At 68.8% G+C, this 15,605-nt stretch carries 10 protein-coding genes; 2 read left to right on the top strand and 8 right to left on the bottom strand.

All coding sequences use genetic code 11. The features are described from left to right. Window positions 1-15 precede the first annotated feature (15 nt). From ACIG5A_RS27300 to ACIG5A_RS27275, 6 genes are read right to left on the bottom strand one after another with little or no spacing between them, the layout of a single operon-like run. Window positions 16-4,350: a condensation domain-containing protein gene (locus ACIG5A_RS27300; RefSeq protein WP_397244942.1), complete on the bottom strand. Its 4,335-nt coding sequence runs from the start codon at window positions 4,348-4,350 to the stop codon at window positions 16-18. A 35-nt stretch (window positions 4,351-4,385) separates the two neighbouring features. Then, window positions 4,386-6,215 carry an amino acid adenylation domain-containing protein gene (locus ACIG5A_RS27295; protein WP_397244940.1) on the bottom strand — a complete coding sequence of 610 codons (1,830 nt, stop codon included), beginning with the start codon at window positions 6,213-6,215 and terminating at the stop codon, window positions 4,386-4,388. After that, window positions 6,212-7,261: an HAD-IIIC family phosphatase gene (locus tag ACIG5A_RS27290; RefSeq protein WP_397244938.1), complete on the bottom strand. Its 1,050-nt coding sequence runs from the start codon at window positions 7,259-7,261 to the stop codon at window positions 6,212-6,214. The genes ACIG5A_RS27295 and ACIG5A_RS27290 overlap by 4 nt, the downstream gene beginning before the upstream one ends. Beyond that, a complete protein-coding gene (locus ACIG5A_RS27285) occupies window positions 7,249-8,265 on the bottom strand; it encodes a 3-oxoacyl-ACP synthase (RefSeq protein ID WP_397244936.1) in 1,017 nt (338 codons plus the stop codon). Before ACIG5A_RS27285 ends, ACIG5A_RS27290 begins: the two co-directional genes overlap by 13 nt. Next, window positions 8,262-9,359, bottom strand: a complete 1,098-nt coding sequence (locus tag ACIG5A_RS27280; protein ID WP_397244934.1) for an acyl-CoA dehydrogenase family protein — start codon at window positions 9,357-9,359, stop codon at window positions 8,262-8,264. Before ACIG5A_RS27280 ends, ACIG5A_RS27285 begins: the two co-directional genes overlap by 4 nt. Next, a complete protein-coding gene (locus tag ACIG5A_RS27275) occupies window positions 9,353-9,619 on the bottom strand; it encodes an acyl carrier protein (protein WP_397244932.1) in 267 nt (88 codons plus the stop codon). The genes ACIG5A_RS27280 and ACIG5A_RS27275 overlap by 7 nt, the downstream gene beginning before the upstream one ends. Between ACIG5A_RS27275 and thrS the strand changes: the two genes are divergently transcribed. Further along, the gene (gene thrS / locus ACIG5A_RS27270) at window positions 9,566-11,101 is read left to right on the top strand and encodes a threonine--tRNA ligase (RefSeq protein WP_397244930.1); all 1,536 of its coding nucleotides are present in this window, start codon (window positions 9,566-9,568) and stop codon (window positions 11,099-11,101) included. The genes ACIG5A_RS27275 and thrS overlap by 54 nt on opposite strands. Window positions 11,102-11,312: 211 nt before the next feature. Continuing rightward, a complete protein-coding gene (locus ACIG5A_RS27265; protein ID WP_397244928.1) occupies window positions 11,313-11,987 on the top strand; it encodes a response regulator transcription factor in 675 nt (224 codons plus the stop codon). Window positions 11,988-11,993: 6 nt separating this feature from the next. On the opposite strand, the gene ACIG5A_RS27260 is transcribed toward ACIG5A_RS27265, so the two are convergent. Continuing rightward, window positions 11,994-14,201 carry an MMPL family transporter gene (locus ACIG5A_RS27260; protein WP_397244926.1) on the bottom strand — a complete coding sequence of 736 codons (2,208 nt, stop codon included), beginning with the start codon at window positions 14,199-14,201 and terminating at the stop codon, window positions 11,994-11,996. A 10-nt stretch (window positions 14,202-14,211) separates the two neighbouring features. Beyond that, a complete protein-coding gene (locus ACIG5A_RS27255) occupies window positions 14,212-15,600 on the bottom strand; it encodes a flavin-containing monooxygenase (protein WP_397244924.1) in 1,389 nt (462 codons plus the stop codon). Between the last annotated feature and the right edge of the window lie 5 nt (window positions 15,601-15,605).

Raw genomic sequence — 15,605 nt, 5'->3', positions numbered from 1 at the left:
GATGGTCCTCCGTGGTCATTGCGCCGCGCTCTGTTCGAGCTCGGCGATATCGCGGGCGATGGCGTCCTGCGCGACGTCGGCGACCGGGCGATCCGGTTCGCGCAGTACCCCGTCCAGCATCCGATGTAGGTCGGCGAGCAGGGTGTGCGCCGTCGGCTCGTCGAAAAGCTCTGTCGCATAGTCGAGTCGCAGCGCTACGTGCGAATCCGACGCGTCCACCGACAGCGCCAGTTCGGCCGTTGTCCCGTCGCTCGATGCGGCGGCGTGGCCGCCGAGGTAGCGGACCGGCAGACGCGCCGCCGCACCGTCCCGAGTGAGTTGCCCTGTCCGAGCGAACAACTCGCGCGGGGTGGGATCGTCGGTGAGGTCGACACGCACCGGGTGGTAGCCGCCGGTCACCGCGACATCGATATCGATCTCGTCCTCGCCGCTGTACCAGCCGAGCACCATGGCCCACGCCGCGAGCACGATCGCATCGAGATCGCTCGTCGCCGACCACACGGCGTCGCGGCGGACGCGGGCGGCGGTATAGCGCGGCTCGGCCGGGCGCGGCCGGTCGGCGGGCACCAGCAGCGCCCGATAGTCGAGCCGCGGCGAATCCACTGCGGGCGCGAGGATCTCATGGATCGGGCGAGCGGGATCGGCGTCGGCCAGCTCGCGCAGGATCCGCAGGTACGCACGCGCCATATCGGCCACCGTCGCCTCGACGAACAAATCGGTGCTGTACTCGATGCACGCGTCCATGACGGAGCGGTCGCCGTGATCTATGGTCAGCAGCGTCAGGTCGAATTTCGCGGTGCCCAGCGGCATCCCGGGAAACAGGTTCGCCACCGTGCGGTGCTGATCGAAGAAGTCGGTCACCGCCTCGGCATCGCGGTTGCCCGCGGGCAGTTCCTGGTGGATCTGGCAGACATCGAAGATCGGCGTACGGCTCAGGTCACGTTCACCGCCGAGCGCCTGCACCACGTGGTCGAACGGAATCTCCTGGTGCTCCAGGGCGTCGAGGACCACCGAACGCACGCTGCGCAACCATTCACCGACGCCCGGTGCACCGTCGATATCCACGCGCAAGGCCACCGTGCTGTTGAAATAGCCGATGAGCCCGGCCAATTCGGGACGATTGCGGCCCGTGGTCGGCGTGCCGATCACGATGTCGGATCGGCCGCTGTAGCGCGCGAGCATCAGGTGGAACGCCGAGAGCAGGACGACGAATATCGAGACGGATTCGCGCTGGCACAGCAGCCGCAGCGCCGCGAGGTCGTCGACGGAGATCTCGAAGATGTGCAGCGCGCCCGCGAAGGTCTTGCGCGGCGGGCGCACCTTGTCCAGCGGCAGGTCCAGCCGGGGCGCGCCGGTGAGCCGGTCGATCCAGTAGCGCAGTTCGCCGTCGAGTGCGTTGCCCGCCAGCAGATCCCGCTGCCACCGCGCGTAGTCGCGATATTGCACCGGTAGCGGGGCCAGGTTCGGCTCGCGGCCTTCCATTCGCGCGCGATACAGCTCGGGGAGCTCGTGGCGCACGATCTGTGGTGTGCCGCCGTCGTTCACCGAGTGATGCATGGTGATCTGCAGGACGTGCTCGTCGGCACTGAGCCGGATCAGCAGCACACGCAGCAGTGGATCCGTCGCGAGATCGAAGCGTACCCGCCCCGCCTCGGCCACCAAGTCGCGTGCGGCCGCGATGGGTTCGGGCGTGGTGCTGACGTCGGCGAAGCGGAAGAAGTCACCGAGATCGGGCCGGATACGCAGCGCGGGAACACCGTCGGCGTCGACGAAGTTCGAGCGCACGACCTCGTGGCGCTGTGCGAGATCGGCGAAGGTGCCGCGGATCGCGTCCACCTCGACCGCACCCGCCAGCCGGATCACGATCGGCAGGTTGTACAGGGTGGTGTCCGGATCGAGCTGATGGTGGAACCACATGCGCGCCTGGCCGAACGAGATCACCCACTCGTCCTGCGGCACGATCGGCGGCAGGCCAGTGGTCGGCGCGATCGTGCCGGTGGTCAGGAAGGCGGCGAATTCCGCGATGGTCGGATATTCGTAGACGTCGATGAGTTTCGGGCGCACGCCGAAGGCGGCGGTGATCCGGTCGAGCAGTTGCAGCGCCAGGATCGAATTGCCGCCGAGCGCGAAGAAGTCGTCGTCCGAGGCGATCTCGCGATCGACGTCGACCAGGCTGCCCACCGTGGTGCGCAGCCATTCGACCGGGTCGTCGATGTTCGCTACGACCGCCGCCGCGGGTGCGGAGTCGGAATGCTGCCAGGTGATGTCCACCCAGCAGTGCGCACCGGACAGGGGATGCCCCGGCAGCCGTACTCGCCGACCCGATTCCAGGCCGGCCAGCGCGAAATTCAGGTCGGCGCCGTGCTCGTACAGCCGCGCGAGTACCTCGGCCGGGCCGTTGCAAACGGTGGGTGGACAAATGATTTCGGCGTCCTCGTCATCGGCGAGCACGGTCGCGAGCAGCGCGCCGAGGCTGCCGCCGGGCAGCGTCTCCGCGAAGAGCACCGGCCCGTCCGCCAGCAACTCCTTGGCGACCGCGATCAACCGGTCGGCGTCGAAGGTGTGGTCGGCGGCGGCCGCCGCCAGCTCGTCCGCGCCCACCTGCTCCCCTGCGCCGGCGAGATGACGAGCCAGGTACCGGGATACGCCCGCACCGAGCACCGCCGCGATGCCGACGCCGTGCATGCGCAGCTCGTCGTGGAAGGCGAGCTGGGCCCCGAGCAGTTCGGCCACCGCACCGTGCGCGGGCAGCTCCGGTGGCAGCGCGACGCCGCCGGACACCTCGGCATCCGGCGACAACAGCAGTACGACCTTGGGAATGCGTCCCGATGCCGGTGCGGGGATCGCCGTGCTGCGCGCCGTCAGCTGGTCGGCGAGGTCGTCGACGCCGGTGACGGTCAGCGCGATACGCCGCGCATGGTGGTCTCGTCCGTCGTTCAGCGTCCGCACGACATCGTCGAGCGCGAGGTCGCTGCCGCGCAGCGCGCCTGCCAGCTCGGTGCACAGCCGGGCCAGCGCCTCGTCGGTGCGCGCGGAGACGCCGATCATCCGGGTCCGCCCCGGCCACGTCGATGCCCAAGACCGCTGTCGCGGTGGCTGTTCCACCACGCAGTGCGCGTTCATGCCGCCGAGGCTGAACGAGCTCACCCCCGCCCTGCGCACCGCGTACCGCTGCGGCCAGTGCCGCGGACCGGTCAGCACCTCGATCCCGGCGGCCGCGAGATCCATACCGCCGGTGGGCCTTTCGAAGTGCAGCGAGGGATACAGCTCACCGTGCTCCACCGCGAGCACCGCCTTCACCAGGCCGGCGATTCCGGCGGCGTGGTCGAGGTGCCCGATATTCGTCTTCACCGAGCCGATCGCCAGCGGTGCGCCTGCGCGGCCGGTGAAGGTCGCCGCGATCGCCTCCAGCTCGACGGCGTCGCCGAGCCTCGTGCCCGAGCCGTGCGCCTCCAGATATCCGGCGGATTCCAGCGGCAGCCCGGCATCGCGCCAGGCCGCCGCGATCACCTTGGCCTGCGCCCGCGCCGACGGCGCGCTGATCGTGGCGGCCGCGCGCCCGTTGTGCACGGTGGCGCTGCCGCGCAGCACCGCGTGGATCGGGGCGCCGTCGGCGATGGCGCGCTCGACCGTGGTCAGCAGCACGGCGGCGCCGCCCTCGCCGACAACAGTGCCGTCGGCGGCGATATCGAACGCGCGCACCCGCCCGTCGCCCGAGACCAGCTCGTCGAAACCGGCCTCCTCACCGGCGCCGATCCCGAAGGCACGCACGCTGACGCCGCCCGCCAGCGCGTACTCCGCGGTACCGAGCCGCAATTCGCGGCACGCGTGATGGACGGCGAGCAAACCCGCGTTGCAGCCGCTGTCGACCGCGTAGCACGGGCCGGTCAGGCCGAGCAGGTGGGCGATGCGCGCGGCCGCGCCGAATCCGGCGCTGCCGAGCATGCCGAGCGGGTGCGCACCGGCGGCGGCGCCGTACAGCGGCGCGGGCGACGACGCGAAAACCACCGCCGTGTCGACCGCGCGCAGGACCGACGGTGCGTAGCCCGCCTCGGCGATCGCGCGCTCGGCCACCACGAGCGCCAGCCGCTGCTGTGGATCGGTCAGCGACGCTTCGTGTTTGGACAGGCCGAAGAACTCGTGGTCGAACGTGGAGACGTCGTCCAGGTAGCCCGCCGGTCGGCGCGCGGCACGCGGATCCACGCCGGTCCGCTGCGCCCGCGGCTCGGACATCGGCGCGATCGAGTCGCGCCCGGCCCACAGATTGGCGCGGAATTGCGTCAGATCCTCGGCATCCGGAAAGCGCACGCCGATACCAACGATCGCGATATCGCGATCCTCACGTTCCATGTCGATTCTTTCTGTACCCGTGGGAATCCGGTGACTCACAGCTCGAAGACGACCGGCCGTTCGGGCACTGTCGGCGCGAGTTCCGGTGCGTGGGAAACGATCTCGGCCTGTGCGCGCACCGTCACCTCGTCGAACAGCTGCCCGACCCGTAGTGCGCCCGGCCACCGGCGCTCCAGCCGGATGTGCAGTTCGACGACCCGCCACGAATTTCCGCCGATGGCGAGGAAGGGATCGTCGAGATCGAAATCGTCGTGTTCGAGTACCTCGTCCCAGATCTCGGCCACCTCGCGCTGTGCGGGGAGCCAGCGCGCGCGGCGCTGATCCCGCTCGCGCGCCGTGACGGCCCGCATCGCGGCGCGCACCGCGGCGATGTCGACCTTCCCGCTCGGTGCGAGCGGCAGCGAGTCGAGCCGTCGCAGGCGTTCGGGAATCGAATAGGCGGGCAGGTGCGTACGGCAATGGGCGATGAGCTCCGCGGTTGTGGGCGGCACGAGCACCGCGTCGTCGGCCACCCAGCAGGCGGCGAGCAACTGATCGCCCGCGCGGTCGGGCAGCGTGAACGCGATCGCGTCGCGAAGTCCGGGATGCCCGCGCAGCACCCCGGCCACCGCGTCGCATTCGACCCTGGCGCCGCGCACCTTCACCTGACCGTCGGCCCGGCCGTGGAACACGATGTCGCCGTTGGCATCCCGGGACGCATGGTCACCGGTGCGGTACATGCGGGCACCGGCGCCGCAGGGATCCGCGACGAAACGAGCCGCGGTATCCCCCGGCCTGCCCGCGTACCCGTCGGCCACCTGTGGACCGCCGAGCACGAGATCGGCGTGTTCACCGTCCGCGGCGGCCGAGAGCCGATCGGTGAGTAGATAGGCCGCCGACCGGCCGAGCGGAACACCGAGGGGCACCACGGCACCGATCTCACCGGAAATCTCGTGGGCCAGAACGGTTCCGGTCGCCTCGGTCGGACCGTACTCGTTGATCAGCGTGACACCGGGCAGCATCTCGCGATGGCGGTGGGCGAGGTCGGGTGCCAGCACCTCACCGGCCAGCGCGACCGTGCCGAGATGCTCCTCCGCACCGGCCAGATACGGCAGCAGTAGCCGATAGAACGAGGGTGTCGCGTACAGATGGCTGCACCGGCGGTCGCGGACCAACCGGGCCACCGCCTCCGGATCCGACAGCCCGCGATGGTCGGGCAGCACGACGGCGCCGCCCAGGCACAGGGTCCAGATCGATTGGATCAGGGCGCCGTCCCAGGTGAACCGCAGCGCCGAGCAGGTGATCAGCGCCTCGGGCACCGGGTAGTTCCGCGACGCGGCCAGATTCGCCAGGTTGCCCCGGCTCACCACCACCGCCTTCGGCGTACCGGTGGATCCCGAGGTGGTGATCACGTACGCGGGCGCCTGTTCCGGCGCTCGATCCGCCACCGGGCCGGTGCGGCCGTCCACCGCGCGGATGTCCAGCACCGGCGGCACTCGATCGGGCGGTGCGAGCGCGGCCGTCGCCGCACCGAGCTCGCTTTCCGTCGCGCCGTCGTACAGGATTGCGCCGCAGTCGATATCGCGCAGCAGCGTGCGCAGCCACGCGTCCGGATAGTCCGGCTCGATTACGCACCAGGCGCCGCCGGCGCGCAGCGCGGCGATCATCGCCACCATGGTGTCGGTGCTCTGCCGCAGCCGGATGACAGCGACGCGGCCGGGACCGAGACCGGCGCCGCTCAGCCGCGCCGCCAATGCCGCTGTGGCGGTGTCCAACTCACCGAAGGTCAGGCGATGATCGCCGACGACGACCGCGTCGCGGTCGCGCGCGTCGGCGAAACGTTCGAGCAGATCGGGCAGTACGCCCGCACGCGCGACAGCATTCATCGGCTCGCCTCGTCGGCGACCCGCAGCTCGACGTGGTTGTTCGCCGGTCCGGTCATCCCACGTGACTCGTTGTAGGCGAGCAGCATTCGCTGTTCGCCCGGCTCGATCACCTCGAATCCGGCGAACCGCAGCGTCACCAGCATCACCCGGTTCACCTCGGTCGGCACGAATTCGGCGACCATCCGCCGCCCCGCCGCGGTGGCGCGCTCGATCATGTGCCGGATCAGTACCGTGCCGACGCCGCGCGAGAGCACCCGGCACGACATCAGCAGCAGGCGCAGCACCGCGTCATCGCCGCGCGTCTCCGACACCGCCAGCCCGATGGTGCCGTAGGAGCCGAACCGGTCGGACAGCTCGGCGACCAGCACCTCGTGCCGGTCGGACACCGTCAGCGCGCGCAGCTCGTCCAGGTCGAAGGTGACGCCGGTGGTATTGAGCTGATGCGTGCGCACGGTCAGCTCGTTGGCGCGCGCCAGATCGTCCTCGCCCGCTCGCCGCACCGTCATGATCAAGCCGAGCGAGGCGAGGAATTCCTGGTCGGTACCCGCGAATTCGCGCAGATCGTCGCGCCGCGCGCGTTCGGCGCGGTAGCGGGATCGGCGCTGCGTCGCGTCGGCGGTGATCACCGCCGGGTTCAATTCCGCGAGATCGAGCAGTGTGTCGAGCTGTTCGGCCGGATAGCAGCGCACCCGCGGATGCGCGGCGGCCACCTCGGCCCGCTCCACCGGATCGTTGTCGATGAACGCGACGGTGTCGAGGCCGATGCCGAGTTCGGCGGCGATGCGCCGCACCGCTTCGGATTTCGGCCCCCAACCCACCTCGATCGCGGAGAACATGTCCTCGACACCGTGCGCGCGCAGATGCGCGAGCGCCAGCTCCGGTTCCCCTCGGCTCGCGACCGCGTGCAGAATGCCACGGCCGTCGAGCGCTTCGAGCGCGCGCAGTGCGGCCGGTTTCGGCGCCGCGCCGTCGCGCTCGGAAACCGTTCCGTCCCACAGGGTGTCGTCCAGGTCCCAGACCAGGCATTTCACCGTCACCACGTCCACCGCACCTCCTGCGCCCCCGCCGGATCCGGTAGACGGCGCAGCAGCCAACTGCTCCACGCGGCCACCGGTCCGGAATTCATCACGATCGAATACTCACCGGGCGCACGCGCCGCCGCGCCGTCCTGAGCGTTCACCAGCACATCGATCGGGCCGAGATGGCCGTAGCGGGCCAGATTTCGGCCGCAGGCGGGATCGATGGTCACGTCCAATGCCTGCTGCCAGAACTCGATCGCGCCCGCGCTCAGGTTCTGCATCAGATAGGCCGCCACATCGGTGCTGCGTAAGTTGTTGCGCGCCAATATTTCCGCGTTGATCTCGGTGAACCGCTGCCTGCTCTCGACCGCGAGCCGGAACGAGTACGTCGCCTCGTCCGCGCACTGCTCCACCCAGTCCGCGGTGGGCACGTCGCGGTAGTCGATCCGGTACAGATCGGCGTAACGCCCATTGCTGCGCACGATGTGGTCGACGAGCTCATAGGTCCCGGGTCCGGAGGTGGTGAGCAGCACGGCGGCCGCGCCGTCGCCGAGCACGGTCATCGGCGGCCGGTAGCGCGCCGGGGTCGGCGTCGTCGCCGCGGCGACGACGAGCACGTTGCGATATCGACCGCCCGAACGCAGCAGCGCCGCACCGATTTCCACCGCCGCCGCGATCGATACGCAGCCGAGTTCGCCGACGCCCGCGGTGAACGCCTTGTCCGCGCCGAGCCGGAACTGCAACGCGGTCGCCTCCGAGGCGAGCAGGTACTCGGGCGCGCGCCCCTGCACCAGCAGCAGGGCATCGAGATCGGCCGCGTCGAGCCCGGCCTGGCGCAACGCCTCGGTCGCGGCGCGGTGCGCCATATCGATCGCACCGATGCCGTCGGCGGTGGGCACACGCTGAATGCCCAGCGCCAGTGCGTGTTTGCGCCGGGCTTCGTCCAGCGTCGCGAGCTCGGGCAGCTCCGCAACGAGCGCGTTGCCGTCCGGAAACCAAGTCGCGACCGGACCTAGGCGTACCCCCGTCATCGCGCGGCCCGGTTCGTCGCGGCAAGCACGTGATCGCCGAGATGCAGTTCGGCGACGGCCGCCGGGCCCTCGATGATCTCCATGACCTTGGCGTCACGGAAGAACCGGCCCGCACGGGCGTCCGGTGCGCAGCCCGCGGCGCCGAGCAGCTGCACGGCATCGTGGCCGACCCGCGCCGCCGCCCCGGCGGCGGCGTACTTCGCGCCGATGGTCGCGAGCACCGACCCGCTGTCGCGACGGGCGCGCAGGTCGGCGGCGCGCAGGCACAGGGCGTGCGCGCTCTCCACCTCGACCCAGCCGCGGCCGAGCGTCGCGCGCACCAGCTGATGGTCGGCCAGCGCGGTGCCGTTCTGCTGACGCCGGGCCACATGCGCGGCCGCATCCGACAGGCAGGCGCGCGCCATGCCGACACAGCCCCACGCCACCGTGTAGCGGCCGTGGTCCAGCGCCGTGGCCACCACGTGCGAAAGCCCGAAACCCGCTGGTGCGATGAGGTTTTCGTCCGGGACGCGGACCGCGTCGAAGTCGATGTTGGCCAGCAGGCTGCCGCGCAGGCCGAGTGGATCGGTCACCGGCTCCACTCGAACACCTCGCGCATTCGTGGGCACCAGCGCGGCGGCCAGGCCGCCCTCGGTGCGGCCGAGTACCAGTAGCGCACCGGCGATCTGCCCGAAGGTCACCCACAGCTTGCGGCCCGATATCCGCCATTCGCCGCCGTCGCGGTCGAAGCGGGTGCGCACGCCGGTCAGATCGGTGCCCGCGTCCTGCTCGGTCACCGCGAACCCGGCGACGAGCGCACCCGCGGCGAGCCTCGGCAGCCAGGCGTCGCGCTGTGCCGCTGTCCCCCAGCGATTCACGGCGGCGCTCACCATTCCGGTCACGGTCAGCAAGGAGCGCAGGCCGGTGCATCGCGCGCCCAATTCCCCGGCGAGCGAACCGAGTTCGCGCGCATCGAGCGCACCCGCCCCCGCGACCGCGGCGAACAACCCCGATGTCGCGGCGAATTCGACGATCTCACCGGGCAATCCGTCCCGGTCCCACGCGGCGGCCTCGGTCTGCGCCCGGTCGAGCAGTGCCTCGACACCGGTCAGCATGCGCCGGCCGCCTGCTTGCCCTCGACGAACCGCGCGAGCCTGGCCGCGGAGCGGAAGTTGGCGAGATCCAGGTCCTCGACGGTGATCTCGATGCCGTAGGCCTGCTCGAGGTGCAGCACGATCTCCAGCGCGCGCAGCGAGTTGATCAGACCGAGCTCGAAGACATCGTCCTCGACACCGACCTCCTGGGCGGCGAGCATGCTCAGGTGTCCGCGCAGACGCTCGGCCAGCTCGTCGTTCCCGGTCGCACGGTCTTCCAAGGCACAGCTCCTCATCGTGATCGGTTGTCGCTATCACCCAACCGGCTCGCCCGGTACTTCGCGAGCCATAACAATTCGGGGGGCAAGACCGGCGGATTGTGCCCGGCCCACCCACGGGGTGTACCGTTTTCGCCATGCAGCACGCTCAGTTCACGACGACGCCGGACTACGTCCCGGCGCGCTGAGCGATGCTCTGATGCCAAGCCCCGGGCGAGTGCCCGGGGCTTTTTCGCGTGGTCACTCGCCCTCTCCCGAGAGGAAAGTCACGTGTACGACCACCGCAAACTGGGCCGCGAACTCGGCCTGTTCGATACCGACCCGCTGATCGGCGCCGGGCTGCCGTACTGGTTGCCCGACGGCGCGATCGTGCACCACAGCCTGCAGGAGTACATCCGCACCGCCGAGCTGCGGGCCGGGTACCAGCATGTGCACTCGCCGGTGCTCGCCAAGCGCGAGCTGTACGAGATCTCCGGGCACTGGGCGCATTACCGCGACGACATGTACCCGCCGATGGATGTCGGCGACGAGCAGCTGGTGCTGCGGCCGAGCATGTGCCCGCATCACGCGGTGATCTACCGGTCCCGCTCGCACAGCTACCGGGAACTGCCGCTGCGCATGGCCGAACTCGGCGGCATGTACCGCTCCGAATTGTCCGGCGTAGTCGGCGGTTTGGCGCGGGTGCGCGCCATCCAGCTCAACGACGCCCATATCTTCTGCACCCTGGACCAGGTCGCCGACGAGGCCGCGGCCGCGCTGGCGATGATCCGTTCCGCCTACCACGCCATGGGCATCAGCGTGGCCCGCTACCGGCTGTCACTGCCCGGCGCGGGCGGGAAATACGTTGCGGCGCCACAGATGTGGCAGCGCGCGAGCAAGCTGCTCGCCGAAATGCTCGACCGCTCCGGGGTGGTCTACGAGGCGGTCGAGGGCGAGGCCGCGTTCTACGGCCCGAAGGTCGACGTGCAAGTGGCCGACCACGCGGGCCGCGAATCCACCCTGTCCACCGTCCAGGTCGACTTCCATCAGCCCGAACAATTCGACCTGCACTACATCGGCCCCGACGGCGCCAAACATCGCCCGGTCATGGTGCACCGCAGCATCATCGGCAGCATCGAACGCGCCGTAGCCCAACTGATCGAACAGCACGGCGGCGCCTTCCCCGCCTGGCTCTCCCCACTCCAGATCGCCATCCTGCCGATCTCGGACACCGAGGACCCCATCGCGGCGGAACTGCGTGACCGCTGCCGAGCCGCCGGACTGCGCACCGAGCTGATCAGCGCGGACGACGGCACCCTCGGCGCCCGCATCCGCACCCACCGCCTCGTCCCATACCACGTCATCATCGGCCAGGCCGAAGCGGCCAACGGCACTGTCGCCCTTCGCCTCCGAGACGGCCGCCGCCTGTCCCTCCCGGCCGACGACGCGATAGCGCGAATCCGCACCCTCGTCGACACCAACGACCCCCGCCTCTGGATCGACTGACGACAAGCTGTCCCGGGCTGCCCTGGTTTGTCCGCGACTCCCCCCACGACCGTGCGGGTAGTGCGGTACCGGGACGGGGCTCGGGCGGACAAAATCGCCGAATGTCCCACGCCTACCTCGTAATCCGGGTTTTCGAGATGCCGGACGCTCGCGGCCTTGCGTTATCATCGCTTAGCCGTATTCGGCTCTACGACCGACAGATGGGTGACTGGTGACGGTATTGTCGTCTCGAATTCTGCTTGTCGAGAAAGACGAGAGTATTCGGATATCGCTGGAGCATCATCTGGTCGACAGCGGTCATGTGGTGTTGTCGCGGGAGCACGGTGAGCTCATCGAGCAGGATCTGTCGATATTCTCCCCCGATCTCGTCGTATTCGATGCGGAAATACCACGGTGGGGCGGCCGCGACCTGCTCGAAGCGATACGCCACCATGCCGGCGCCCACGCGGTCATCCTGTCCGGCACCGGCGCGGTCGAGGAGCGGGTCCGTGGCCTCACGGCCGGCGCCGACGACTACATCGTCAAACCGTTCGCCGTCGCAGAGCTCGGCGCGCGCATAGATTCACTGCTGCGCCGGGCCAAGCGAACCCATGCGAAGATCACCGTCGCCGATCTGGTCATCGATATGTCCGCGATGGAGGCCACTAGGGCGGGCGCGCCGATCCCGTTGACGGCGACCGAATTCAAGATTCTCGCCCATTTGGCGTTGCACCAGGGGCAGACCAGGTCCAAGAATCAAATACTCGGCGCCGTCTGGGGTTCGAATTTCTATCAGACCAATCTGGTCGAGGTTTTCGTCTGCTCGATGCGGCGAAAGCTCGGCGCGGACGGTGCGCAGCTGCTGCGCACCGTCCGCGGACGCGGATATGTATTGACGGCCGAGTGAACCGAATCAGTTCTCGCTGAAGCCGATTCGGTCGTGCAGCCGGACCAGTGAGCGGGGCGCCCACCAGTTCCACCGCCCGAACATCGCCATCACCGCGGGCACCAGGAAGCCGCGAATGATGGTCGCGTCCACCAGGACCGCGAGCATGAGCCCGAAGCCGAGCAACTGGATGAACGCGACGTTCGCCGTCACCATCGCCGCGAAGACGACCGCCATCACCGCGGCGACGGCGGTGATGATGCCGCCGGTGCGATCCAGGCCGTTGGCGATCGCGAGCAGGTTCGCCCGATGAGAGCGATTGCCGCGCAGCCATTCCTCCCTGATCCGCGAGAGCAGGAACACCTCGTAGTCCATCGACATGCCGAACGCCAGGCAGAACATCAGCACCGGAATCGGCAGGAACAGGTATCCGGTCGGCGTGAACCCGAGGAAGCCGGAGAGGTGACCCTCCTGGAAGATCCACACCATGGCCCCGAAGGTCGCCGACAGCGAAAGCATGTTCATGACAAGGGCCTTCACCGGTATCACCACGCTGCCGGTGAACAGGAACAGCAGAATCAGTGTCGCGACGGCGATCAGCGTCAACGCCAGCGGCAACTTTCCGCGCAGCGCGGCGAGGATATCCCGATTCTCCGAGGCGGCGCCGGCGAACAGTACCCGCGCCGGCGCCTCGATGCCGGTGATCCGATCGAACTGCGCCACATTCGGCGCCGAGTGCAGTTCGGTGTCGCTGCCGATGAGCAGATACGCGTCGTCCCCGCGCGACATATCGGCCCTGCCCGGCCCAACCCGGTTACCACCGGCGAAAACGCCTTCGGAGCTCACCACCCGGGTGACGCCGTCAACCTGGGACAGCTCCCTGGCGTACTGCGCCAATCCCGCTACGCCGCTGCGATATCCGGGCAGCGCCGCCACCACCACCGAACTCATGTCCTCGGCGAATCCGGAGCGCAGCCGCTCGCCCACCTGCCTGCTCGACGCGGAGGTGTCGTTGAGCATCCGGTCGTCGACCGAGGCCAACCGCACCGACAGGAAGGTGCTGCCGAGGAACAGCAGCAGGCCGACAACCACCAACGTGGTCGCCACCGCATGCCGCATCGCGAACGCGGCGGCCCGGAACCACCGTGAGCGTCGCACTCGGGCCCGGGCGGTTGCCGATTCGCCGCGCAACCGCCGCCGCGCGTACGCCCGCACATCCCACATGTTCACCCGGTGACCGAGCAGGGCCAGCGCCGCGGGCAGTACCACGACCGAGGCGACAACGGCCGCCGACACCACCGCGACGCCCGCGTACGCGAACGACTTGAGGAAGTACTGCGGGAATACCAGCAGCGCGGTCATCGAAAGGGCAACGGTCAGACCCGAGTACACGACGGTGCGCCCGGCCGTCGACACCGTGCGGATCACGGCCGCCTGCACCTCGGCGCCCTTGTCGAGTTCCTCGCGGTATCGGCTGACGATGAACAGGGAGTAGTCGACGGCGAGCGCCAAGGCCAGCGCGGTGGTCAGATTCATCGCGAAGACCGACACGTCGGTGACCATGGCGAGCCCGCCGAGCAACGCCAATGTCGTTGCGGTGCCGACCACCCCGACGATCAGCGGCAGCAGCGCCGCGATCAGGCTGCCGAAGATCATGATCAGCAGCACCGCGGTGATGGGCACGCTGATCATCTCGGCGACGATGAGATCGGCGGCGACCTGATTATCGGTCTGGCCGGTCGCCACCGCCGGACCGCCGACCGAGATCTCGACGCCCGACACCGAACCGTTGTATTCGTCGGCGAGTTCGGCCGCCCGCTTGGGCGCGTTGTCCCCGCCCGCGACGTGCGCCGTGATCAGCGCGGTCCTGCCGTCCTCGCTGCGCAGCGGCGCGGCCGCCGCGGCCGGGAGCGCCCAGTAGGAGTTGATCGCGCTCACCTCGGGCTCGCTCCGCAATCGCGCGGTGATGTCGTCGGCGACGATGCGCACCTCCGGCGCGTCGGCGCCGCGGGCGCTCGACAGTGTGAGCACCATATTGGCCTCGCCCGCCCCGAACCGATCGGTGAGGAATTCGGCGGCCCGCCGCGATTCCGCATCCTTCGGCACGAATCCGCCGGGCTTCAGATTGGTGATGGTGCTCACTCCGAAAGCCATTGCGGCAATGGTGAATATCAACGCGACGACGATCACCTGCCGCGGCCTGCGCACGACGAATCGCCCGATTGCACTGAACATGGGATACCCCTCAGACCGTCACACGGTGCGGCGGATCGACGGCGAGCCTCGATACGACCTTGCGCAACCGCTTGCTGAATGAATAGTGCTCGACCTGCACCAGATGGCGATCGGACTGATAGAACCGCAGTCCGCCGTTGAGCTGCTGCCCGTACATCGGCGCCGACTTGGCGTCGCGGAAGGCCGCGACCCGCCGTGGATCGGTTCGCAGCAGGTACAGGTAGCGGGCCATGATCTGGGCCTGATAGTGCATTATCGGCCAATAGCCGCTCGAGGTCTGGAAGTAGCCGATCATGAACAGGTTGTCGTACTCAGGATGAAAGGCGCGTAGATGGAACCGCGGAATCGGGCCGTCACCGAAGTTCAGGTGTTTGCGGTCGATGAACGGGAATTCGGCCTTGTGGAATCCGGTGCCGTACACGACGACATCGATCTCCTCCTCCGACCCGTCCGCGAAACGCACTCGGTCCCCGCATAATTCGGTGATCGCCGGGCGAACCACGATATCGCCCTGCCCGAGGTGATAGAGCAGGGTCGAGTTGATGATGAAATGCTCGTCGAAGATCTTGTGCTCCGGCCGTGGCAGACCGTATTTCACCGGGTTTCCCGCGATGTTCATGCGCAGGAACGGATAGCCGAACGCGCGCCGCACGGTGCGCGGCAGGTTCAGCTTCATGATGGATTCGTAGAACGCGTCGGCGGGCATACCGAACATGAACTTCGGCCAGAAGTAGTTGCCACGCCGCACGCTCAGCAGGGTGCGCTCGGCGTTCTGCGAGCTCTCCACCGCGATATCGCAGGCCGACACCCCCGACCCGACGACGAGAACCCGTTTGCCGCGCAGGACATCCGGCGCCTTGTACTCCCCGGAGTGCAGGACCAGCCCGTCGAATGTGCCCGGATACCGCGGATACTTCGGCAGCCAATTGTGACCGTTCGCGATGACCACCCCGCCGTATCTGCGCTGCGCGACACCCGCGCCGTCGCGCACCCGCACCATCCACTCCGGGCCGCCGTCGAACCGATCCACCGACTCGACCTCGGCCTCGAACTCGATGTGCGCCGTTACCCCGAAATGCTCCGCGTACGCACGCAGATACCGCTGTGCGTAGTGCTGCGGCAGATAGGTCGGATAGTCCGCGGGAATCGGGAAGTCCGGAAACTGGATATACGGCTTCGAGGTGATCATGTGCAGCGACCGATAGGCACTGTTGGTGGCGCACTCCACATTCCACGTGCCGCCGACATCCGCGGACCGCTCGATGACGTCGACCTCGAAGCCGTATTCGAGCAGGTTCCTGGCCGCGGTCAGTCCCGACGCGCCGGCGCCGATGACGCAGTATCGGCCGGTACGGTCCTCGACCCGGTCGGTCGCGGCCGACTCGAGCATGCTGGTCATAGTCG

Origin of the sequence: Nocardia sp. NPDC052566 (assembly GCF_044547285.1) — a bacterium.
GTDB lineage: Bacteria > Actinomycetota > Actinomycetes > Mycobacteriales > Mycobacteriaceae > Nocardia.
Note: the sequence above shows the minus strand (reverse complement) of the source record. Positions and strands in the feature narration are given on the sequence as shown.